The organism is Xylophilus sp. Leaf220, from assembly GCF_001421705.1.
Taxonomy (GTDB): domain Bacteria; phylum Pseudomonadota; class Gammaproteobacteria; order Burkholderiales; family Burkholderiaceae_C; genus Xylophilus.
The window spans coordinates 1-22484 of the sequence record NZ_LMKO01000010.1; the positions used below are offsets into that span (position 1 = coordinate 1).

Annotated in this window: 21 protein-coding genes; 10 read left to right on the forward strand and 11 right to left on the reverse strand. The window is 70.6% G+C overall.

What is annotated here, in order from left to right; genetic code table 11:
- Positions 1–491 precede the first annotated feature (491 nt).
- The 3 genes from ASE76_RS08420 to glcF are packed head-to-tail and all read left to right on the forward strand — an operon-like array spanning position 492 to position 4422.
- Positions 492–1997, forward strand: a complete 1506-nt coding sequence (locus ASE76_RS08420; protein WP_055837677.1) for an FAD-linked oxidase C-terminal domain-containing protein — start codon at positions 492–494, stop codon at positions 1995–1997.
- A 9-nt stretch (positions 1998–2006) separates the two neighbouring features.
- Complete coding sequence (gene glcE, locus ASE76_RS08425) at positions 2007–3155, forward strand: glycolate oxidase subunit GlcE (protein ID WP_082448212.1); 1149 nt, start codon at positions 2007–2009, stop codon at positions 3153–3155.
- A gap of 31 nt (positions 3156–3186) precedes the next feature.
- Positions 3187–4422, forward strand: a complete 1236-nt coding sequence (glcF, locus tag ASE76_RS08430; RefSeq protein WP_055837678.1) for a glycolate oxidase subunit GlcF — start codon at positions 3187–3189, stop codon at positions 4420–4422.
- Positions 4423–4457: 35 nt separating this feature from the next.
- On the opposite strand, the gene ASE76_RS08435 is transcribed toward glcF, so the two are convergent.
- The 6 genes from ASE76_RS08435 to ASE76_RS08460 form a co-directional block, all read right to left on the reverse strand.
- A complete protein-coding gene (locus ASE76_RS08435; RefSeq protein ID WP_201781848.1) occupies positions 4458–4943 on the reverse strand; it encodes a MarR family winged helix-turn-helix transcriptional regulator in 486 nt (161 codons plus the stop codon).
- 59 nt (positions 4944–5002) lie between these two features.
- Positions 5003–6721 carry a tannase/feruloyl esterase family alpha/beta hydrolase gene (locus ASE76_RS08440; RefSeq protein ID WP_055837681.1) on the reverse strand — a complete coding sequence of 573 codons (1719 nt, stop codon included), beginning with the start codon at positions 6719–6721 and terminating at the stop codon, positions 5003–5005.
- A gap of 144 nt (positions 6722–6865) precedes the next feature.
- Positions 6866–7858 carry a tripartite tricarboxylate transporter substrate-binding protein gene (locus ASE76_RS08445; protein WP_055837684.1) on the reverse strand — a complete coding sequence of 331 codons (993 nt, stop codon included), beginning with the start codon at positions 7856–7858 and terminating at the stop codon, positions 6866–6868.
- Between the two features lie 129 nt (positions 7859–7987).
- Complete coding sequence (locus ASE76_RS08450; RefSeq protein WP_055837686.1) at positions 7988–8752, reverse strand: SDR family NAD(P)-dependent oxidoreductase; 765 nt, start codon at positions 8750–8752, stop codon at positions 7988–7990.
- Between the two features lie 10 nt (positions 8753–8762).
- Positions 8763–10685, reverse strand: a complete 1923-nt coding sequence (locus ASE76_RS08455; RefSeq protein WP_055837688.1) for a feruloyl-CoA synthase — start codon at positions 10683–10685, stop codon at positions 8763–8765.
- A gap of 55 nt (positions 10686–10740) precedes the next feature.
- Positions 10741–11526: a crotonase/enoyl-CoA hydratase family protein gene (locus ASE76_RS08460; protein WP_055837691.1), complete on the reverse strand. Its 786-nt coding sequence runs from the start codon at positions 11524–11526 to the stop codon at positions 10741–10743.
- Between the two features lie 159 nt (positions 11527–11685).
- On the opposite strand from ASE76_RS08460, the gene ASE76_RS08465 reads away from it, so the two are divergent.
- The 7 genes from ASE76_RS08465 (at position 11686) to ASE76_RS08495 (ending at position 17738) form a co-directional block, all read left to right on the forward strand.
- The gene (locus ASE76_RS08465; protein WP_055837693.1) at positions 11686–12891 is read left to right on the forward strand and encodes a thiolase family protein; all 1206 of its coding nucleotides are present in this window, start codon (positions 11686–11688) and stop codon (positions 12889–12891) included.
- A gap of 65 nt (positions 12892–12956) precedes the next feature.
- Positions 12957–14510, forward strand: a complete 1554-nt coding sequence (locus ASE76_RS08470; protein ID WP_055837698.1) for an acyl CoA:acetate/3-ketoacid CoA transferase — start codon at positions 12957–12959, stop codon at positions 14508–14510.
- 60 nt (positions 14511–14570) lie between these two features.
- Complete coding sequence (locus ASE76_RS08475; protein WP_055837795.1) at positions 14571–14858, forward strand: hypothetical protein; 288 nt, start codon at positions 14571–14573, stop codon at positions 14856–14858.
- A gap of 10 nt (positions 14859–14868) precedes the next feature.
- Positions 14869–15219, forward strand: coding sequence for a winged helix-turn-helix domain-containing protein (locus ASE76_RS08480; protein WP_055837701.1), 351 nt, complete (start codon positions 14869–14871; stop codon positions 15217–15219).
- Positions 15220–15423: 204 nt separating this feature from the next.
- On the forward strand, positions 15424–16113 hold the full coding sequence (gene modB, locus ASE76_RS08485) for a molybdate ABC transporter permease subunit (protein WP_055837704.1): 690 nt from the start codon (positions 15424–15426) through the stop codon (positions 16111–16113).
- A gap of 11 nt (positions 16114–16124) precedes the next feature.
- Positions 16125–16874 carry a molybdate ABC transporter substrate-binding protein gene (gene modA / locus ASE76_RS08490; RefSeq protein ID WP_055837707.1) on the forward strand — a complete coding sequence of 250 codons (750 nt, stop codon included), beginning with the start codon at positions 16125–16127 and terminating at the stop codon, positions 16872–16874.
- 63 nt (positions 16875–16937) lie between these two features.
- A complete protein-coding gene (locus tag ASE76_RS08495; RefSeq protein ID WP_055837708.1) occupies positions 16938–17738 on the forward strand; it encodes an ABC transporter ATP-binding protein in 801 nt (266 codons plus the stop codon).
- Between the two features lie 90 nt (positions 17739–17828).
- On the opposite strand, the gene ASE76_RS08500 is transcribed toward ASE76_RS08495, so the two are convergent.
- The 5 genes from ASE76_RS08500 to ASE76_RS08520 form a co-directional block, all read right to left on the reverse strand.
- Positions 17829–19064, reverse strand: coding sequence for an AI-2E family transporter (locus ASE76_RS08500; RefSeq protein WP_082448213.1), 1236 nt, complete (start codon positions 19062–19064; stop codon positions 17829–17831).
- 58 nt (positions 19065–19122) lie between these two features.
- Positions 19123–19674, reverse strand: coding sequence for a flagellar transcriptional regulator FlhC (flhC, locus tag ASE76_RS08505; protein ID WP_055837711.1), 552 nt, complete (start codon positions 19672–19674; stop codon positions 19123–19125).
- A 135-nt stretch (positions 19675–19809) separates the two neighbouring features.
- Positions 19810–20139, reverse strand: a complete 330-nt coding sequence (flhD, locus tag ASE76_RS08510; protein WP_055837713.1) for a flagellar transcriptional regulator FlhD — start codon at positions 20137–20139, stop codon at positions 19810–19812.
- A gap of 399 nt (positions 20140–20538) precedes the next feature.
- On the reverse strand, positions 20539–21459 hold the full coding sequence (locus ASE76_RS08515) for a sulfurtransferase (RefSeq protein ID WP_055837801.1): 921 nt from the start codon (positions 21457–21459) through the stop codon (positions 20539–20541).
- 106 nt (positions 21460–21565) lie between these two features.
- On the reverse strand, positions 21566–22480 hold the full coding sequence (locus ASE76_RS08520; RefSeq protein WP_055837716.1) for a DMT family transporter: 915 nt from the start codon (positions 22478–22480) through the stop codon (positions 21566–21568).
- Positions 22481–22484 lie beyond the last annotated feature (4 nt).

Below are 22484 nucleotides of genomic sequence, written 5' to 3' on the forward strand. Positions count from 1 at the left end.
GCGATGGCGACCTCCTATTTCGTCTCGCGCGCCTCGCAGGGCACCGGCTTGATGGCCCCATCCCGAACAGGACAGTGAAACGCCTCCGCGCCGATGATAGTGCGGGTTCCCGTGTGAAAGTAGGTCATCGTCAGGCTCCTACAGCCCGTAAAGCCCCCGCATCCCCAGGATGCGGGGGCTTTACCTTTTGCGGCGCGCGCAAAACGCTTCAAGGCACCCTGATACTCAGCCAAGCGGGTCGGTTGAAGTGGAGAAGGGGCAAACCGCCATCGATGCTTTTGTCGGAAGTTTTTGCGTACCAACCAACCAAAAACTTCTACCCGCACGAACGCGCTTTTTCGTACAGTAGGCTGGCAGATCGGGTGCCAAGCCATGGCAGTTCGTCCATGAAATCAGAAGGGCGAATTTAGAGCCCAAGGTCGGCGTAATCCCTCTTTGATCTTTGTGGCGACCCTGTCATCTTGGCGGGCTCACGCTGATCCACCGCGCCCATGACCGTTACCACCCAGACGAACCCGCAAGATCCCACCGAACGTGCGGCACGCAAGCAGGAGGTCGTTCGTGCATTGCAGCGCGACCTGCCTCCGCATGCGCTGATCTGGCACGATGAAGACACGACGCCGTACGAATGCGACGGTTTGACCGCCTACCGGATGCGGCCGCTCGTGGTGGCGTTGCCGGAGACCGAAGCGCAGGTCGCGGCGGTGCTCAGGACCTGCCACCGCCTGGGTGTTCCGGTCGTGGCACGCGGGGCGGGCACCGGTTTGTCCGGCGGTGCGATGCCGCACTTCATGGGCGTGACGCTTTCGCTGGCCCGGTTCAACCGCATCCTGAAAATCGATCCGCTGTGCCGTACGGCGATCGTGCAGTGCGGCGTGCGCAACCTGGCGATCAGCGAGGCGGCGGCGCCGTTCAATCTCTACTACGCACCGGATCCCTCGAGCCAGATCGCCTGCACCATCGGCGGCAACGTGGCCGAGAACTCGGGGGGTGTGCACTGCCTCAAGTACGGACTCACCCTGCACAATGTGCTGCGGGTTCGCGGCTTCACCGCGGAGGGCGACGCCGTCGAGTTCGGCGGCGATGCGCTCGACAGCCCGGGCCTCGACTTGCTGCCGCTCGTCATCGGCAGCGAAGGCATGCTGGCGATCACCACCGAGGTCACCGTGCGTCTGGTGCCCAAGCCGCAGCTGGCCCGCTGCATCATGGCCAGCTTCGACGACCTGCGCAAGGCGGGCGATGCGGTCGCGGCGGTGATCGCGGCCGGCATCATTCCGGCCGGCCTGGAGATGATGGACCGGCCGATGACCGCGGCGGTCGAAGACTTCGTCAAGGCCGGCTACGACCTGAATGCCGAAGCCATCCTGCTCTGCGAATCGGACGGCACGCCCGAAGAGGTGGCCGAAGAGATCGGCCGGATGACCGACGTGCTACGCCACTGCGGCGCGACCGCGATCGCGGTGAGCGAGAACGAGGCCGAGCGCCTCAAATTCTGGAGCGGCCGCAAGAACGCGTTCCCCGCATCGGGCCGGATCAGCCCCGACTACATGTGCCTCGATTCGACGATCCCGCGCAAGCGGCTCGCCGACATCCTGCTGGCGATCCAGGCGATGGAGAAGAAGTACCGGCTGCGCTGCTGCAACGTGTTCCATGCCGGCGACGGCAACCTGCATCCGCTGGTGCTGTTCGACGCCAACGATCCCGACGAGCTGCACCGCTGCGAGCTGTTCGGCGCCGACATCCTGGAGACCAGCGTCACCATGGGCGGCACCATCTCGGGCGAGCACGGTGTCGGCATCGAAAAGCTCAACAGCATGTGCGTACAGTTCAGCGCCGCCGAGAACGAGCAGATGTTCGGCGTCAAGCGCGCTTTCGATCCGGCAGGCCTGCTCAATCCGGGCAAGGTGATTCCCACGCTGCAGCGGTGCGCCGAATACGGCAAGCAGGTGGTCCGCGCCGGACAGGTACAGCCCTTCGCCGATCTTCCGCGTTTCTAGGACGAACCCATGGTTTCGGCATCTTCCGCGCTCGACACGATGGTCGACCGCATCCGTGCGGCGACCGCGCACGGCACGCCGCTGCGTCTTTGCGGCGGCGGCACCAAGGATTTCTACGGCGATGCGGTCGAGGGCGAAACGCTCGACACGCGCGCGTTCTCGGGCATCACCGGCTACGAGCCGAGCGAACTGTTCGTCACCGTGCGCGCCGGCACGCCGATGGCCGAGCTGGAAGCCGCGCTGGCGGAAAAAGGCCAGTGCCTGCCCTTCGAGCCGCCGCAGTTCGCCGCGGGTGGAACCGTCGGCGGCATGGTGGCGGCCGGGCTGGCGGGGCCTGCCCGGGCCAATCTGGGGTCGGTGCGCGACTACGTGCTCGGCGCCACGCTGGTCAACGGCCGTGGCGAGGTGCTGACATTCGGCGGGCAGGTGATGAAGAACGTGGCGGGCTACGACGTGTCGCGCGTGCTGGCCGGCTCACGGGGTACGCTGGGCGTGATCGCCGAAGTCAGCCTGAAGGTGCTGCCCCACATGCCGGCCGAGGCCACGCTGCGCTTCGGTTGCAGCCAGACCGAGGCGCTGGCGCTGCTGCACGGCTGGGGCGGGCGGCCGTTGCCGCTCAATGCCAGCGCGTGGCTGGAAGAGCACGGCGAAGGCGTGCTGTACCTGCGCCTGCGCGGCGCGGTCGCGGCGGTCGAGGCGGCGTGCACCCAGCTCGGCGGCAAGCGGGTGGCGGATACCGCGGATCGGTGGGATGCCTTGCGCCACCAGCAGCTCCCATGGTTCGACAAAAGCGAATCCGATGCTTTCGATCTGTGGCGCCTGTCGGTGCCCCAGACCGCCCCAGCCATGCCGCTGCACGAAACACCGCTCGTTGAATGGCACGGCGGCCAGCGCTGGTACCGCGCGGCGCCCGGTGCGTCGGCGCGGATGCGGGCCGCGGCGCGCGCTGCCGGCGGCCATGCGACGCTGTTCCGCGCGTCTGCCGCGTCGGCGCACGAGCCACGTTTCGACGCCGTCTCGCCGGTGCTGGAGCGCATCCAGGGCGCGCTGACAAAAGAGTTCGATCCGGCCGGCATCTTCAATCGCCCCGCATCCGCCGGCCGGGGCACGCAGACCGCCGGACCGCCGGCAGCGGCACCCACGGCACCGATGCGCTAGCGCTTCGGCCCACCGACAAGAACCACACCCCATGCAAACCGAACTCGCTCCCGAATTCCAGGGCACCGCCGACGGCATGGAGGCCGAGGCCATCCTGCGCAAGTGCGTGCACTGCGGCTTCTGCACCGCCACCTGCCCGACCTACCAGCTGCTGGGCGACGAGCTGGACGGCCCGCGCGGCCGCATCTACCTGATCAAGCAGGTGCTCGAGGGCCACACGCCGACCCGCAGCACCCAGCTGCACCTCGACCGCTGCCTGACCTGCCGCAACTGCGAGACTACCTGCCCCAGCGGGGTGCAGTACGGCCACCTGGTGGATATCGGCCGCAAGGTGGTCGACAGCAAGGTGCCGCGGCCGGCCGGCGAGGCCGCCGCCCGGTGGATGTTGAAGGAGGCGCTGCCGTCGCCGCTCTTCGGCCCGGCGATGAAGCTGGGCCAGGCGGTGCGCGGGCTGCTGCCCGGCGCGCTCAAGGCGAAGGTGCCGGCCCGGCAGGCACCGGGCGCATGGCCCAGCCGCAGCCATGTGCGCAAGGTGCTGGTGCTGGCGGGTTGCGTGCAGCCTTCGATGATGCCCAACATCGACAGCGCCACCGCGCGGGTGCTGGACGCGGCCGGCATCCAGGCGATGGTGGCGCCCCAGGCCGGCTGCTGCGGCGCGGTGAAATTCCACCTCAACGACCAAGCCGGCGGCAAGGCGCAGATGCGCGCCAACGTCGATGCCTGGTGGCCGATCGTGGAGCGCGGCGAGGCCGAGGCGATCGTGATGAACGCGTCGGGCTGCGGCGCCACGGTGCGCGAATACGGCCACATCCTGCGCGACGACCCGGCCTATGCCGCCAAGGCCCGGCGGATCAGCGACCTGACCCGCGACCTGAGCGAGCTGCTGCCCGAGCTGGTGCCGGCCCTGAAATCCCGTGTCACGCCGCCCGTGGGCGTGGTGGCCTACCACCCACCGTGCACCCTGCAGCACGGGCAGAAGCTGCGGGGCGGGGTGGAGGTGAACCTGCGCGCGCTCGGCTTCGACATCCAGGTGGCGGCCAACGAATCGCACCTGTGCTGCGGCTCGGCCGGCACCTACTCGGTGCTGCAACCAGCGCTGGCCTATCCGCTGCGCGACCGCAAGCTGGGCCATCTGAACCAGTTGCAGCCGACGACCATCGTCTCGGCCAACATCGGCTGCATCACCCACCTGCAGAGCGGCAGCGAGGTGCCGGTGCGGCACTGGATCGAGCTGCTGGATGCGGCGCTCGCTCCTGCCGCCGCGTAAGCCCGCTGTCCGGCGCCACCCGGCGCCGTACCGCCTCAGGCGCTGCCGCCGTACACCTTGCGCAGCAGCGCGATCAGCGTGGCGCGTTCGCGCTCGGTCAGCCGCGCGGTGGCGTCCACCTCCAATTCGGCCGCGGTCGCTTCCGCCTGCTTGACCAGCGCCTTCCCGCTGCGGGTCAGGTGCAGCCCCAGCGCGCGGCCGTCGGTGGGATGGGGCCGGCGCTCCACCAGCCCGCGCCGGTCCAGCGCCGCGATCAGGCCGACCAGGTTGGGCGGCAGGATGCTGAGCGCGGTGCAGAGCTGGCGCGAGGTGATGCCCGGGTTGTGCGCCACCAGCGACAGCACCGAGAAATCGACCACCGTCAATCCGTAGACCGCCATGCGTTCCATGAAGACTTCGATGATCGCCAGCGACGCGCGGCGGGCGTTATAGCCCACCAGGCTTTCGAGGTAGCGGGTGTCGACCTCGGTGGTGGCGGTGGCGACGGCGGACGGGGCGGCGCTTTTGCGCGGGGAGGGCATCGGCCGATTGTGACGCGACGGCAGGCCGGCCCCGCCGCCGCGCATAAGCGCCCCGGCGGCTACTGGCAGCTGAAGCTGGCCGCGCTTTCCGTGTCGCCGCTGCCGTTGTAGCGGGCGACCTGCGGATAGGCGCACAGCGGCCGGCTGCGGCTGGCCGACCAGCCGGCGGGCAGTTCGGTGTTCACGCCGCCGGCATTGCCGGCGCCGCGGGCGGTGGCGATCACCCGATCCGGCGCGCGGCCTTGTTCCACCCACTGCACCAGGGCGTTGACCATGTCGAACTGGTCGGTGGCCGGGCCGCCGCTGCAGTGGTTCATGCCGGGCACCAGGTAGAGCCGCGCGAAGTCGGCCGCATAGCCGCCGCGGCTGGCGCGCAGCTGGTCGTACCAGGCGACGGTGTCGTCGGGCGAGAAGACGCCGTCGCTCACCCCGTGGTAGACCATCATCTTCGCGCCGCGGTCGTGCAGGGTGGAGAGATCGCCCGCCGGCGGCGTCATGAACGACAGCGCCGATTCGCCGTACAGCGCGTTGGTCGCGGCGATCTTCGGCGCGTCGGTGTCCATGCTGAAGCCGAGCGCGAAGGCCTTGGTGTCGGCCAGGATCGAGACCGGCGCCGGCGGCACCTGGAAGATGAAGCCGACCGCCACCGGGTCCCGCGCCGCACCGATCGACGAGCTGAACTTCCACCCCGCCCAGTTGCTGCTGGTGATGCCCGCGTCGAACGGGAAGGATGCATACACCGCGTTGCCCGCGCTGTTGCGGGCGCCCTTGAAGATGTTGCCCAGCGCCGTCTTCTGCGCGCCGCTCAGGCAGCTGCCGGTGCGGCCGCCGGTGCAGGTGGGCACGTCGCGGTCGAGCGAGAAGGCCGTCTTGCAGGCCTGCACGTCCTGCACCAGCCCGTCGCTCGCGCCGTCGAGCGCGTCGCAGCGCTCCAGCACCTTGCCGGCGACCAGCGCGCGCTCGGCCGGGGTGAAGGCGCTGGCCAGGTCGGCCGGGTTGGTGGCGGTGGTGTTGAACTGCTGCGCTCCGTAGAGCTGGGCGACCGCCGCCTTCGGCAGGTTGAAGCCCGGGTTGCCGGCGAGGATGCCGTCGTACTGGTCCGCATACCGGGCGGCGCCCACCATCGCATGCCGGCCGCCGTTGGAGCAGCCGACCAGATAGGAGCGGTCGGGGCCCTTGCCGTAGGCGGTGGCGATCAGCGCCTTGGCCATCGGCGTCAGCTTGCCGACCGCCTGGTAGCCGTAGTCGAGCCGGGCCTGCGGGTCCAGTCCGAACAGCGGATTCTGCGCGGCGGCATGCCCCGCGTCCGACGAGATCACCGCGAAGCCCTGCTGCAGCCCGCTGGTCAGAGGGCCGCCGCCGCCGATGCCGCCGGTCGCGGTCAGAACCGCGCCGTCGGTGCCGCCGTTGACCTGGTGGAAGAAGCGGCCGTTCCACGCCCGCGGCAGCCGCATCTCGAAGCCGATCGCATACGTCTGTCCGTCGACGGGGCTCACACGGTTGAACATTCGCCCCGTCACGAGGCAGTGCTCGCCCACCGGCTGCCCGGCGACCGCCAACGTGCCCGCCGGCACCAGCGTGGCCGCAGTCAGGGTGGTGTTGGCAAAGCCCCCGCGCCCGACCAGATCGGTGCACGACTGCAGCGTCCCCGGCGTGGCCGCCGCCAGCTGCGGCGCGGCGGGCGGCCCGTCGGACCCGCCGCACGCGGCGACGACCGTGGCCGCCAGCGCGACGGCCAGCACAGGGGAAGGGGCGAAGGTACGGAATCGTGTGGACATGGCGAATCTCCGGAGGAACGGGAAAGGCGAAGAAGAGGTGTTCGGCGGCTCAGGGATACCGTGGATCCGGCTCTGCCGGTCCCCCGGTATCGCCAACGCGCAGGAGGTGGGCGAAGACGCGAAGCGCGATGCCTGGGGGTGATCTCAGGACTCGGCGGTGAAGCCGATCTTCTTGATCAGCGGCCCCCAGCGCTCGTACTCGCTCTTCTGCGAGGCGGCCATCTCCTCGGGCGTCGAGCCCTGCACGATCAGCCCCACGATCGCCAGGCTGTCGGTCACGCTCTTCTCGCGCAGCGCCTGGGCGATGGCCGCGTTGGCGGCGGCCACCGTCGCGGCCGGGGTGCGGGCCGGGGCGTAGAAGCCGAACCATTCCTCGGCCGTCAGGCTGGGCAGGCCCTGCTCGGCGAAGGTCGGCACGTCGTGCAGGTAGGGCGAGCGCTGCCGGCCCGAGGTCGCCAGCACCCGCAGCTTGCCGCTCTTCAAGTGCGGCAGGTAGTCGCCGCTGGGCGTGACCATCGCGGCGATCTGGCCGCCGACGGTGTCGGTCACGCCGGGGATCGAGCCGCGGTAGGGCACGTGCTTCAGCTCGGTCTGCGTCTCGATGCCGAGCAGCGCGCCGATGAAGTGCGGCGTGGTGCCGGCGCCGGGCGAGCCGTAGCTGGCGTCCTTCGGATGCGCCTTGGCCCAGGCGACGAAGTCCTTGAGCGTCTTCACCTCGGGCGGCACCATCGGGCCGACGGCCAGGCCGTGGTGCATCACCGCGGCGATCGAGACGGGCGCGAAATCGCTCTGCTGGTACGCCAGCCGGGCGTAGATGTGTGGGTAGTTGGCCAGCGCCGAGACCGGCGCCAGCGCCAGGCAGGAGCCGTCGGCCGGCGACGCCTTGAGCGATTCCAGCGCGATGCGCCCGCCGGCGCCCGGCTTGTTCTCGACCACCGCCGGGTTGCGGGTGTAGGGGCTGCCGGCCAAGCGCTCGCCCACCCGCCGCGCGACGGTGTCGCCCGAGCTGCCGGCGGGAAAGCCGTAGAAGATCTTCACCTGGTCCAGCGCCTGGGCCTGCGCGGTGCGCAGCCCCAAGGGGCCGGTGGCGGCCAGGGCGCCCAGGCCCTGCAAGAGATGGCGGCGGTGCAAAGTCATGTCGTCTCCTTCTTAAGTATCGAAAGTGCCTGGGGCCGGCGTATGGCGCCGGCTTCTAGCTATTAAAAACATAGCATCGGCATTCCAGGACTGCCGATCGCGCCGGTCCGTCGCCGGCCTGCGCCGGCGTCAGCGCGGCGCCATCCGCAGCGCGCCGTCGAGGCGGATCACCTCGCCGTTCAGGTGCCCGTTGGCGACCACGTGCGCCGCCAGCTGGGCGAACTCTTCCGGCCGGCCCAGCCGCGGCGGAAACGGGATCGAGGCGGCCAGCGATGCCTGCACCGCCTCGGGCAGCTCCTGCATCAGCGGCGTGGCGAACAGGCCCGGCGCCAGGGTGCAGACGCGGATGCCGTACTGCGCCAGGTCGCGGGCCATCGGCAGCGTCATGCCGACGATGCCGCCCTTCGACGCGCTGTAGGCCTGCTGGCCCACCTGGCCGTCGAAGGCCGCGACCGATGCGGTGAACAGCATCACCCCGCGCTCGCCGCCGGCCAGCGGCTCCAGCGGCACGCACCGGGCGGCGAAGAGCCGGCTCATGTTGTAGCTGCCGACCAGGTTGACCCGCACCACCCGCTCGAAGGCGTCCAGCGGCGCGGCGCTGCCGTCGCGCTGCACGACGCGCTTGGCGCTGCCGATGCCGGCCACGTTCATCAGCACCCGGGCCGGGCCGTGGGCCTCGGCGGCGCGGGCCAGCGCAGGCTCGGCGCTGGCGGCGTCGGCGATGTCGCAGGCGCAGGCGATGCCGCCGATCTCGGCCGCGACCTCGGTCGCGCGCGCGAGGTTCAGGTCGAGTACCGCCACCTTCGCGCCCAGCCGGGCCAGCTCGCGGGCGGTGGCTTCGCCCAGACCCGATGCGCCGCCGGTCACGATCGCGGCGTGTCCTTGAATGTCCATGGTGGTTGTCCTAGAGGGGGGTGGAGGAGGGGCGCAGCGCGCCGGGCGCCTGGCCGTCGTGCAGGGCATCGACCAGGGCGGCGCGGTGCTGGAGCACCGCCCGCTGGTTGATCGAGCCCTTGTCGGTGATCTCGCCGCGGTCGATCGAGGGCGGAACGTCGAGCAGCAGCAGGCAGGCGATGCGGGTGGCGCTGCCGGTCGCGGTGGCGGCCAACGCGTCGAGCAGCTGCTGGAAACGGGCGCGCACCGGCGCGCTGGCCAGCACCTCGGCCCACGGCGCGCCGGGCGGCAGGCCGGCCAGGGCGCGCACCGCCGGTGTGGGAAAGACCAGGGCGCCCACCTCGCGGCGGTTCAGTCCGGTGACGACCACGTCCTGCACATGGGGCGCGCCGGCGGCGATGATCCGCGCGCGCATCGGCCCCACGCTGACGAAGGTGCCGGTGGAGAGCTTGAAGTCCTCGGCGATGCGCCCGTCGAAGCGCAGGCCTCGCGCGGCGTCGTCCGGGTCGGCCCAGGCCACCGCGTCGCCGGTGCAGAAGAAACCCTCCTCGTCGAAGCTCTCGGCCGTCGCCTCGGGGTTGCGCCAGTAGCCGGGGGTGATGTTGGGGCCGCGGTAGCGCAGCTCGGTCTTGCCGCCCTGGGGCACCAGCTTCAGCTCCAGGCCGGCGGCGGCCACGCCCACGTCGCCGGAGCCGACCTGCGGCCGGTTCACGTACAGGGCGAAGGGGCCCGATTCGGTCATGCCCAGGCCGGCGCCCATCACGATCCGCTCGCCCACCTCGTGCTCGGCGCTGCGGTGCAGCGCATCCCAGACCGGCTGGGCCAGCGCGGCGGCGGCGTAGAAGAAGAGCCGTACCCGCGAGAGCAGGTTGCGGCGCAGCACCGCGTCGGTCTTCATCGCCTCGGCGATCGCCTCGAAGCCGGTGGGCACGTTGAAGTAGACGGTGGGCGCGATCTCGCGCAGGTTGCGCAGCGTCTCGGGCATCAGCGCGGCGGTGGGCTTGCCGTCGTCGATGTAGAGCGTGCCGCCGTTGTAGAGCGCGATGCCGAAGTTGTGGTTGCCGCCGAAGGTGTGGTTCCACGGCAGCCAGTCGACCAGCACCAGGCCGTCCTCGCCCAGCACCGGCATCGCCTGCAGCATCTGCTGCTGGTTGGCGCACCACATGCGGTGGGTGTTGACCACCGCCTTGGGCAGCTTGGTCGAGCCGGAGGTGAAGAGGAACTTGACGATGTCGTCCGGCCCCACCGCGGCAGCGGCCGCATCGACGGCGGGCGTGGGCACCGTGCCGCGCAGCGACTGGAATGCGGTGACGCGCCCGGCGGGCCGCTCCAGCAGTGCCGCATCGCCCGCCACCACCACCTCGCAGTCGGCCGGCACCACCGCGCGCACCGCCGCGCCGTAGCGGGCCGTATCGCCCGCGAAGACCAGGCCCGGCGTCAGCGTGTCGAGCACATGGCGCAGCTTGCCGAAATCGGTGCTGACGGTGGAGTAGGCCGGCGACACCGCGCAGTAGGGCACGCCGACGTAGAGGCAGGCCAGCGCCAGCACCGCATGGTCGAGCGAGTTCTCGCTGAGGATCGCGACCGGCCGCTCGGCACTCAGGCCCCGGTCGAGCAGCGCCTGGCCCACGTGGCGCGCCGCCTGCAGCGCATCGGCATAGATCAGGTGCTGCCAGTCGCCCAGCGTGCCGTCGACCTGCCGCAGGCGCTGGGCGAACAGGGTGCGGTCGGGCGCGGTGCGGGCCCAGTGCGCCAGCCGCTCGCCCATGCTGCGGGCGTAGGGCTGCAGCGGCGTGCGGCTGACCAGGTAGCGCACGCCGGCCGTCGGGCCTTCCGTGACCCGGGGCGTGTCGTCGCCGTAGGCCATCGGGCGGTAGCGGGCGGGCGCGGCGGTGGCCGACGATGCGTCCGCGGCGAGGGTGGTTGCGGCCATGGGATGTCTCCTGTCGTTCTCGTGGTGGCGCGGCCGGCGGGGCAGGGCGGGCGTGTCAGCCCTTCTGCACCTTGGCGGCCTTGCCCTGCAGGAAGGCCGCGACGCGGGCCTTGGCCTCGGGTGCCGACTGGGCGATGGCCGCGACCAGCGATTCGGTCAGCAGGCCGTGGTCGGCGGTCTGGTCGGCGATGCGGGGCAGCACCTGGGTCAGGGCGTAGTTGGTCATCGGCGCGTTGCCGGCCACCTTCTGCGCCAGCGCGATCGCCTTGGCCAGCGATTCGCCCGCCGGCACCAGGTACTGGGCGAAGCCGGCGCGCTCGCCCTGTTCGGCGTCGTACACCCGGCCGGTGAGCATCATGTCGGTCATGCGGGCCACGCCCACCAGGCGCGGCACCCGCACCGAGGCGCCGCCGCCCACGAAGATGCCGCGGGTGCCTTCGGGCAGGGCGTAGAAGGTGGTGGCGTCGGCCACCCGGATGTGGGCCGCGCTGGCCAGCTCCAGCCCGCCGCCGACCACTGCGCCGTGCAGCGCCGCGATCACCGGCACCGGGCCGAACTGCAGCGCATCGAGCGCCTTGTGCCACATGCGCGAGTGGTGCAGGCCCTGCACCGCGTCGCGCTCGCTCAGCTCCGACAGGTCCAGGCCGGCGCAGAAATGGTCGCCCGCGCCGTGCACCACCGCGGCCTTCACCGTGGCGGGCATCCGCTCGAAGGCGTCGCGCAGGGCCAGCACCAGCGCGTCGTTGAGGGCGTTGCGCTTGGCGGGCCGGTCGAGCCGCAGGATCGCGATCGTGTCCTGGATCTCGACGGTGAGGCCGGTGGCGGATGAGGGCTGGGACATGGCGCGCTTTCTTGCTTGCGAAGTGTGATTTGGTTATAGTATATAACTAGTTTTCGGGGGCGGCAATGCCGTCCGGGGCCTTCGGTGCAGGCCCTGCGGGTAATCCCCGATCTCGCAATCCCGCAGCGCCGCTGCCCAGAAAAAGCAAGGAGACATCGCATGCAGGCATACATTCCCTACGGCCTCTACTGGTCCACCCCGTTCGCCAAATGGCAGGGCGCGCTCGCCACGCTCGACCCGCTGCCGCTGGCCGCTCGCACCGGCCGCGCCGCGCTCGAGGCGCGCGGTGCCGACCTGTCGCAGATCGACCTGGCCATCCTCGGCCACACCAACCCGTACCGCGGCAGCTTCTACGGCACGCCCTATGTCACCGGGCTGATGGGCATCGACCGGGTGGCCGGCCCCACAGTGCAGCAGGCCTGCGCCACCAGCGTGCGGGCGCTGCAGATGGCGGCGCAGGAGGTGGCGCTGGGCAGCGCCCGCTGCGCGCTGCTGGTGATGGCCGACAAGCAGTCGAACGGCCCGGTGGTGTACTACCCCAACCCCGCCGGCCCGGGCGGCTACGGCCATACCGAGCACTGGGTGCCCGACAACATGGCGCACGACCCGTATGCCAAGAACGCGATGCTGGAGACGGGCGAGAACGTGGCCCGACGCTACGGCATCGACACCGCCGAGCAGCATGCGGTGAAGCTGCACCGCCACGCCCAGTACGAGGCCGCGCTGGCCGACGACCGCGCCTTCCAGCGGCGCTACATGGTCGAGGTGCCGCTGGGCGATCCGCGCGGCAAGAAGCCGGCCGGCGTGCTGTCGGCCGACGAGGGCATCTTTCCCACCACGGCCGAAGGCCTGGCGCGGCTGAAGCCGGTCAAGCCCGACGGCACCGTCACCTTCGGCGGGCAGACGCATCCGGCCGACGGCAACGCCGGCGCGCTGGTCACCACCCGCGAGCTGGCCCGCGCGATGTCGGCCCGCCCGGATATCGAGGTGCGGATCCTCGGCTTCGGCATGGCGCGGGTCGAGCCGGGCTACATGCCGATGGCGCCGTCGCCCGCCTGCTTCAACGTGCTGAAGGCCGCGGGCCTCGCCATCGACCAGATCGACGCCGTCAAGACCCACAACCCGTTCGCGGTGAACGACATCGCCCTGGCGCGCGACACCGGTTTCGCCTGGGAGCGGATGAACAACTACGGCAGCTCGCTCGTCTGGGGCCATCCGCAGGCACCCACCGGCCTGCGCGCGGTGATGGAACTGGTCGAGGAACTGGTGCTGCGCGGCGGCGGCACCGGTCTCTTCACCGGCTGCGCCGCCGGCGACACCGGCATGGCCACCATCGTGCGGGTGACCGACGCCGGCAAGCGCTGACGCGCGCGCCGCCCCCGCTGCCGCCCACCGTTCCAAAGAACTTTTCTCTTTCCATCGGAGCTTCCATGCAAGTCATCACCGCCGACCAGGCCGGCGCGCTCGTGCGCGACGACGCCACCCTCTTCCTGGGAGGGCTGGCGATGACCAGCCTGGCCGAGGAAGTGCTCAAGGGCATCGAACGGCATTTCCTGGCCACCGGCCATCCGCGCAACCTCGCCACCTGGGCCTGCGGCGCGGTCGGCAACAGCCGCGACGGCGGCATGGTGCACTTCGCCCATCCGGGCATGGTGCGGCGGGTGGTGGCCGGCCACTTCGGCCAGACCGGCGCCGAGATGATGAAGATGGTGTTCGACGGCGCGGTGGAGGCGTACAACTTCCCGCAGGGCTCGCTCTCGCAGCTGACGCGCCACATCGCCAGCCGCTCGCCGGGCCTGCTGACCAAGGTCGGGCTGGGCACTTTCGTCGATCCGCGGCTGGAGGGCGGCAAGCTCAACGCAGCCTGCAGCGAGGACCTGGTGCGCCTGGTCGAGTTCGCCGGCGAGGAGTGGCTGCACTACCCCTGCCCGAAGATCGACGTGGCGATCATCCGCGGTACCGTGGCCGACGAGGACGGCAACATCACCCTCGACAAGGAGGGCGTGCTGCTGGAGCAGGTGGCCATCGCCCAGGCGGCGCGCGCCTGCGGCGGCATCGTCATCGCGCAGGTCGAGCGCATCGTCGCGCGCGGCAGCCTGCATCCGAAGGCGGTGAAGGTTCCGGGCCTGGTGGTCGACTACGTGGTGGTCGGCGCGCCCGAGAACCACATGCAGACCATCGCCACCCAGTTCGATCCGGCGCTCTGCGGCGACGCGCGGGTGCCGATGCACGGCATCCCGGTGATGCCGCTCGACGAGCGCAAGGTGATCGCCCGCCGCGCCGCGCTGGAACTGCGGGCCGGCGCCGTCACCAACCTGGGCATCGGCATTCCGGCGGGCGTGCCGGCGGTGGCGGCGGAGGAGGGCGTGGCCCACCTGCTGACGCTGAGCGTGGAGAGCGGCGTCAATGGCGGCGTGCCGGCGCAGGGCGGCGATTTCGCGCTGGCCTACAACCCGCAGTCGATCCTGGAGCAGACCACGCAGTTCGATTTCTACGACGGCGGCGGGCTCGACATGAGCTTCCTGGGCCTGGCGCAGACCGACGCGCAGGGCAACGTCAACGTCAGCAAGTTCAACGGCCGGCCGGTGGGCTGCGGCGGCTTCGTCAACATCACCCGCTCCACGAAGAAGCTGGTCTTCTGCGGCACCTTCACCGCCGGCGGCCTGCAGGTGCGGGTGGGCGGGGGACGGCTGGAGATCGTGCAGGAGGGGCGCTCGCGCAAGTTCATCGAGCAGGTGGAGCAGATCACCTTCAACGGCCACGACGCGGCGCTGCGGCAGCAGGAGGTGGTGTTCGTCACCGAGCGCGCGGTGTTTCGCCTGACGCCCGAGGGCCTGGCGCTGGCCGAGATCGCGCCGGGCGTGGACATCGAACGCGACGTCGTGGCGCACATGGGCTTCCGGCCGCTGATCGGCGAAGTGGCGACGATGGACCCGAAGATCTTCGACACGCACTGGGGAGGTCTGGCCGCCGCCATGGCCTGAGAAACGGCCGACGCCGCCAACGCCGTTCACAATCGGTGCCCCAGCATGAAGGAGGGTTCGATGATTGTGCGTATCGAGGTGGAGGGCAGCCGCGCCGGTTTCTACGAGTACCGGGTGAGCTTCGAATCGGAAGAGCTCTACGCCGACGCCGGCCTGCAGTCGGTGATCGACTGCCTGGTGGGCGCGGTGGAGGGCATGGCGCCCGACGTGCTGGCGGCCGAGGTCTGGTACCGGGGCATCGTCTCGGGGACCTATGCGCTGGAGGTGATCGGCCGCAACGTCGACCAGGTGGCCCAGCATGCCGAGAACACGGCCGAGGCCATCCGCGAGGTGCTGGGCGAAGAGTGACGCGCGCGCCATGACGACACCCAAGGCGCAGTTCCGGCTGCGGATCTACCGCGACGACAGCATCGCCATCGGCCCGGGCAAGGTCGCCCTGCTGGAGGCGATCGCGCAGACCGGCTCCATCTCGGCCGCGGCGCGGCAGATGGACATGTCCTATCGCCGCGCCTGGCTGCTGGTCGACGAGACCAACCGGGCGCTCAGCACGCCCGCGGTGCAGACCTCCGCCGGCGGCGCCCACGGCGGCGGCACCTCGCTCACCGCCGTGGGCGAGGCGGTTGTGCGGCACTACCGGGCGATCGAGGCGGCGGCGCGCACCGCGGCCGCGGCCGACATCGACGCGCTGACCGCTATGCTGGCGCCCTGAGCGGCGTGCGCCAGGAGCCCCCGGACGGCTGCGGGCCTCCGTGCCGGTGGCGTCCGGCAATGCTTTTGCTACGGTATTGATAGCTGATGGCCGGCGCCAGACGCCGGCTGGAGTACGATTCGGCACCCGAAACGGCCTGGGTGGGTCGCACGCATCCGCCTGGCCGTCCGGCAAGTCCCCTGTGCCACAATCCGTCATACCCGCATGGATACGACGATACCCCCGCTGCTGCTGTCCATGGACTGGTTCCCGCTGGCCCTTTCGCTCAAGGTGGCGGGGCTGGCGACGCTGTTGGCGCTGGTGGCAGGCGTCGCGCTGGGGTGGCTGTTCGCCCGCAAGCGGTTCTTCGGCAGCCAGGTGCTCGAATCGGTCTTCATGCTGCCGCTGGTGCTGCCGCCGACGGTGATCGGCTACGCGATCCTGGTGGCGGCCGGACGGCGCAGCCCGCTCGGCCGCTGGCTGCGGGAGCACCTCGACTACACCATCATCTTCAGCTGGCACGGCGCGGTCGTCGCCTCTGCGGTGGTGGCGCTGCCGCTGGTGCTGAAGTCGGCCAGCGCCGCGTTCTCGGGCGTCGACCGTTCGCTGGAGGCAGCGGCCAGCACGCTCGGTCAGTCGCGCTGGTCGGTGTTCCTGCGCATCACCCTGCCGCTGGCCTGGCCCGGCATCCTGGCCGGCGCGCTGCTGGCCTTCGCCCGGGCGATGGGCGAATTCGGCGCGTCCCTGATGGTGGCCGGCTCTATCCCGCAGCAGACGCAGACGCTGTCGATGGCGATCTACGACGCGGTGCAGGCCGGCCACGACGACATGGCGCTGGTGCTGGTCGTCGTCACCTCGGTGCTCTCCATCGCGGTGCTGGTGCTGTCCAACCGCTTCTTCTCCCTCCGTCCCTAAGGAATGTTCCCATGCGTACCACCCGTATCGCTTCGCTCGTCCTGGCGCTCGCGCTGCCCTTCGCCGCCGCCGCGCAGCAGATCACCGTGTCGGCCGCCGCCAGCCTGACCGATGCCTTCAAGGAGCTGGCGCCGCGCTTCGAGGCCGCGCACCCCGGCGCTACCGTGCGCTACAACTTCGCCGCCTCGGGCACGCTGCTGCAGCAGATCGCCCAGGGCGCGCCGGTCGACGTGTTCGCCAGCGCCGACCAGGAAACGATGGACCGCGGCGCCGCGCAGAAGCTGGTCGATCCGGCCACCCGCGCCAACTTCGTCACCAACAGCCTGGTGCTGGTCGAGCCGGCGCAGGACGGTGCCGGCGTCAAGACCCTGCAGGACCTCGCCGGCCCGGCCGTCCGCAAGATCGCGGTGGGCAAGACCGCCACCGTGCCGGTCGGCCGCTACACACGGCAGGTGCTGGAGGCCGCCAACCTCTGGACGGTGCTGGAGCCGAAGTTCGTGCAGGCCGACAGCGTGCGCCAGGTGCTCGACTACGTGAGCCGCGGCGAGGCCGAGGCCGGCTTCGTCTACCGCACCGATGCCGCGATCGCCGGCGACAAGGTCAAGGTCGTGCTGACGCCGACCGGCCACACGCCCGTCAGCTACCCGGTGGCGGTGGTGGCCGACAGCCAGCAGAAGGCGCTGGCGAAGAACTTCATCGCCTTCCTGGGCTCCGACGCCGGGCAGCAGATCCTGGCGCGCTACGGCTTCGGCAAGCCGTGAGCGGCACGGCGCGCAGGGCGGTGCACAGGGTGTGCCGGTGATGCAGTGCGGGCGCCGCACCCCATGATCGACGTCGACCTGCAGCTGTCGGTGGTCGATGGCAGGCGGCGCTTCGCGCTGGCGGCGCGTTTCGCGACCGACGCACCGTTCGCCGCGCTGTACGGCCCCTCGGGCGCCGGCAAGTCGCTCACCCTGCAGGCGATTGCCGGCCTGCTGCGGCCCGACGCCGGCCATGTGCGGCTCGACGGCCGCACCCTGTTCGACGCCGCGGCCCGCATCGACCTGCCGGCGCCCGCGCGGGAGGTCGGCTTCCTGTTCCAGAACTACGCGCTGTTCCCGCACCTCTCGGTGCGCGACAACGTCGCCTTCGGCCTGCGCAGCTGGCGCAAGCGGCGCCTGTCGCCCGACGAGGCTACGCGGGTGCAGGCGCTGCTCGACAGCTTCGGCCTGGCCCCGCTCGCCGATAGCCGGCCGCGGGTACTCTCCGGCGGCCAGCAGCAGCGCGTCGCCCTGGCCCGCGCGCTGGCCTGCGAGCCCCGGGTGCTGCTGCTCGACGAACCGTTCGCCGCCCTGCACCCGGCGCTGCGCGCCGAACTGCGCCAGGAGCTGAAGCAGGTCCAGGCCCGCTGGGGCATCCCGGTGCTGATGATCACCCACGACGTCGAGGACGTGCTGTCCCTGGCCGACGTCGCCTTCGTGTTCGACCAGGGCCAGGTGGTGCGCGAGATCGACATGCGCACCGCCGAGGCGCGCAGCCTGGCCCGGCAACGGATCACCGGCGAGGCCGATGCGCCGGTGGAGTCACCGGTGCGGCAGGCGCTGCGGCGTTTGCTGGTGGGCGGTTCCGCCGGTGGCAATCCCTGAGCGGCGCTACAAGTTTTCGTTGGTATCGCGGAAGCATCGGCGCACGGCGTCGCTGCCTGGATTCAGCTCCTGTCACTAGCGAGTCGGGGCCTACTTCCCCATCAGCTCGCCGATCGGCTTCAGGTCCTCCACCCGGTCGCAGACGGCCTTGATGACCATCATGATCGGCATGCCCAGCAGCAGGCCCCAGATGCCCCAGAGCCAGCCCCAGGCCAGCACGCTGGCGAAGACCACGACCGGGTTCATGCTGCTCGCCCGGCTGGTGAGCCACGGGGTCACCAGGTTGCCGCTGATGGTGTGGATGGCCAGCGACGCGCCGCCGGCGATCAGTGCCATGTCGACGGTGCCGAACTGCAGGAAGGCCACCAGCGCCGAACCCCCGGTCACCGCCAGCGAGCCGATGTAGGGCACGAAATTAAGCAGGCCGGCCACCACGCCCCAGACCGCCGAATATTCGATGCCGAGCGCCCAGTACACCAGCCAGGTGGCGATGCCGACCACCACGCTCATCACCAGCTGCACCAGCAGGTAGCGCTCGATCTGGCCGGTGATCTCGTCGAGCAGCTGCACCGTGATCTTCTTGCGCGACAGGCTGGGCCCGGTGATCTTCACCAGCTTGCGGCGGAAGGTGTCGCCGGCGCACAGGGCGAAGAAGGTCAGGAACAGCACCACCATCATCTGCCCGGCGAAGCCCATCAGGCCGACCGTGCCGCTCCACAGGTAGTCGCGGATGTTGAAGGGCGGCCGCTCGATCAGCACCCGGGTCACGCCGCGGGGCGACAGCGGCGCGGCCTGCCCCTGCGTGGCCTGCTCGATCTGGGTGGCGGCGTTCTGCACCGTGTCGAGCACGCCGGGGCCTTGCTGGCTGCGGGCGCGCAGGGTGTCGCGCACCTTCTTGGCGGCCACCGGCAGGTCGTTGAACAGCTCGGCCGCGTCGGCGCTCAGCCAGTACGCGGTGGAGCCGATCGAGCCGACGATTGTCAGTAGCAGCACGGTGGTGGTCAAGACCCGCGGCACGTGCCGGCGCCAGAACCACTCCACCACCGGCGCGAGCGCATAGGTGAGCATCAGCGCCAGCAGCAAGGGGATGAAGACGGCCCCCGCCCAGCGCAGCACCACGATGCTGGCCAGTACCGCCAGCACGACCAGGGAGATGCTGCGCACGTCCACCGGCATCTGCAGCAGCACCCGCGGCTGGTCGGGGTCTGCGCCGGGCGGCAGCTCGATCAGGCGGGTGTTGGGGGCGGGCGTGACGACGTCGACCGCGGCTGCCGGCGCAGCCTCCGGGCCGTCGGCAGCGGGAGGAGGGGGCGGCGGCTGTTGCATCCGGGCGATTCTGTCGCCCGGTGGGGCAGGACGCTGTAGGCGAAGGCCGCCGGTACGCTCAGTGCAGCATCAGGGCGCCGGCGGCCTTGCTCTTGCCGGCGCGGGCGGGCGGGTTGCACATGCCGCAGACGAAGTGGCGGGCGTTCTCGTAGGGCTCGGTGACGAAGCGGCCGGTGCACTTGGAGCAGGTGGTCATCTCGAGCATAGAGGCATCGACGAACTTCAGCAGGCGCCAGGCCCGGGTGAAGGACAGCAGCGGCTCGATGCCGGCGGCGTCCACCTGTTCGTTGTAGAGGCGGTAGGCCTTGGTCAGCGCATCCACCGGTTCGAGCGACGCGCCCTTGCTCAGGTATTCGTAGATGTTGAGGAACAGCGACGAATGGATGTTCTCCTGCCAGGTCAGGAACCAGTCGGTCGAGAAGGGCAGCTGTCCCTTCGACGGCGACTTGCCCGCGATCTCCTTGTACAGCCGGATCAGCCGCTCGTACGACAGCGTCGTCTCCGACTCCAGCACCTGCATCCGCGCACCCATCTTGATGAGCATCGCCGCCCGCTCGATCTGGCGCGATTCGTTCAGGACGCTCTTGGGTGCTGCTGCAACTGCGGTCATGGCTGGTATTCCTGGAAACGGTGGTCGAAAGAGGGGAGGACTTTTTCAGGGAAGCCGCGGATCCGGCCCCGCCGGTCCGCCGGCTTCGCCCCTCGAGGGGCAGGCGAAGACGCGAAGCGCGCAGCCTGGGGGGAGCTAAATGACCTCGGAGAGGCGCCCCGCCATCAGGATGTTGCCGTGCAGCCGGTTGGTCGCCTCGTTGCCGATCTTGGCGGGCGTGCTCTGGTTGGTGAGCAGGTTCCAGACCATGTCGTCGTCGACCCGGAAGCGGCACAGCAGGGTGTTGCCGGTGGCCAGCTTCAGGACCTGGGCCGAGGACAGCGAGGCCAGCAGCTCGGCGGATTCTTCGTTGATGCCAAGACGGAAGACGGCTTCGGCCTTGTCCTGACGGATCAGGTTCTTGGCCAGCATCAGGTACGTCAGGTTGGCTTCACGGATCTCGGCAAGCATTTGTTCGGTGTTCATGGGGTCAGTCCTTTTCAGGTCCGATTCCGACCGTATGCAACATTGCATGTGAGGCGATTCGGTGAAATGGATTGTGAAGACGTCCCAAACAGAAATTAAGTCAGCGTCTCACCGTGCGTTTTGTCTGGTTTCCATCCGGGCTTGTAGGTGTTTGCCTTACAAGGGCCGCTGTCTCCGCCGCTTGTGCTGAAAGCTTGGGCACCGCGCGGGAAGGCGCTCGACCCGCGTTCGTCCTCCTGCGGGCGACCGGAAGCGGGTGTCGGACAAATCCCGCGCACCCTGCTGTCGCAAAAAAGATAGCAAGCTACCTTTTTGGGAGCACCCGGCAGGTCGCCGGAAAAAAGATTTCGGGCGGCTCGCGGTGCGCGGACCGTACTGCGGCGCCCGGGGCCGCAGTTGCTATTCGCCGGTCGCGACCGGGCGCGACGGATCGCTGCTCCATTCGCTCCAGCTGCCCGCGAACAGGCCGACGGGGCCCAGCCCTGCCAGTTCCGCCGCCAGCACGTTGGGGGTGGCGCTGACGCCGCTGCCGCAGTAGGCGACCACGCCCCGGGGCGAGCGGCCTGCCAGCAGCGCATCGAATTCCCGGCGCAGCACCTCGGCCGGCTTGAAGCGCCCGTCGGGGCCCAGGTTCTCGGCGAAGGGCCGGTTCAGCGCACCGGGGATGTGGCCCGCGACCGGGTCGAGCGGCTCCACCTCGCCGCGGAAGCGCGCCGGGGCGCGGGCGTCGACCAGCGTGCGGTCCGGGTCGGCCAGGCCGGCCGCCACGTCCTGCACCGTGACCAGGGTGCGCAGCGGCGCGCGGAGGTCGAAGCTGGTCTGGAAGTGCGACGGCTCCTGCCCCGTCGCCACCGCGCCGCCGGCGGCCTCCCAGGCCTGCAGGCCGCCGTCGAGCACCGCTACCGCGTCGTGGCCGGCCCACTTCAGCATCCACCAGAGGCGGCCGCAGTAGTTGGCGTTGTTGCGGTCGTACACCACCGCCTGCATGTCGTTGGCGAAGCCGACCGACGAGAGCCAGGTGGCGAAGTTCTCGCGGCTCGGCAGCGGGTGGCGGCCGCCGCTGGCGGGGCGGTCGGCCTCGCGGGCGACCACCACCGTGCCGTGGGCGCCGGGCAGGCCGTGCTTGGCGCTCAGCGCGCGGTCCAGGTCGGCATGCAGGGCGCCGGGGATGTGGCGCTCGGCGAAGGCCTGGGCGCCGGCCTCGGGCCGCATCAGGTCGAAGCTGCAGTCGAAGACCATGACCCGCGCCTTCGCGGCGAGCAGGGCCTGCAGCTCCTCGGCGGAGATCAGGGCGGTATAGGGGGCGTGCGGTTGGGGCATGGCGGGCTCCTGGCGTTCGGTGCGGGAGGTGCGCCGGGGTTGGCGCACCGCTGGCCCAAATGGTAGCCCGGCAGTGGCGGGCCGCGGCGGTGGTGGCGCCGCCGCCCTAGCGCCGCCGCACCGTGTCGCCCGGCGCGGGCGTGCGCCCCCGCAGCACGGTGGCCGCCACGCCGCTGGCGATGATGGTCGCCATGCCGGCCCAGGCGATCGGCGCGATGGTGTCGCCGAACAGCAGCACCCCGTAGCCGGCGGCGAAGACGATGCCGGTGTACTGGAGGTTGGCCACGACCAGCGTGCCGCGGTGGTTGCCGGCGGTGGCGTAGGCGCGCGTCATGCAGTACTGGCCGCCCGAGGCCAGCAGGCCCAGCGGCGGCAGCCACAGCGCCGCCTGCCACGACCAGGGCGAGACCCCGACCAGCGCCATGCCGGCCAGGCCCGTCACGGCCGATCCCACCGCGAAGTAGAAGACGGTGCGCGCCTCGGGCTCGCCGGCCCGAGAGAGCGCCATCACCTGCATGTAGGCGAAAGCGGCGGTCACGCCCGAGAACAGGCCCACCACCCCGGCCAGCATCTGCTGCGGGTCGATCGTCGGCCGCAGCATCATCACCACGCCGGCGAAGCCGGTCAGCACGGTGAGCACCAGCGCCCCCTGCAGCGGCGGTCGGTCGTGGCCGGCGCCCGGCCGCCAGGCCATCAGCGTGCCGCCGACCAGGAAGGCGGCGATCCACACGCTGCTCATGTAGTTGAGGGTGACGGCGGTCGCCAGCGGCAGGTGGGCAATGGCGTAGAACCAGGCGGTGAGCGATGTCACCCCCACCATGCTGCGCCAGGCGTGCATGCCGGGATAGCGCGTGGCGAGCGGTATCCGGCGCGCCCGCGCCAGCGCCACCATCACCGCCATGCCGATCAGGCCGCGGTAGAAGACCAGCTCGGCCGGGTTGAAGCTGGCCGACGCCATCTTGACGCAGACGCCCATCGTCGCGAAGAAGAAGGCCGCCAGCAGCATCCAGCCGGCCTTCATGCCG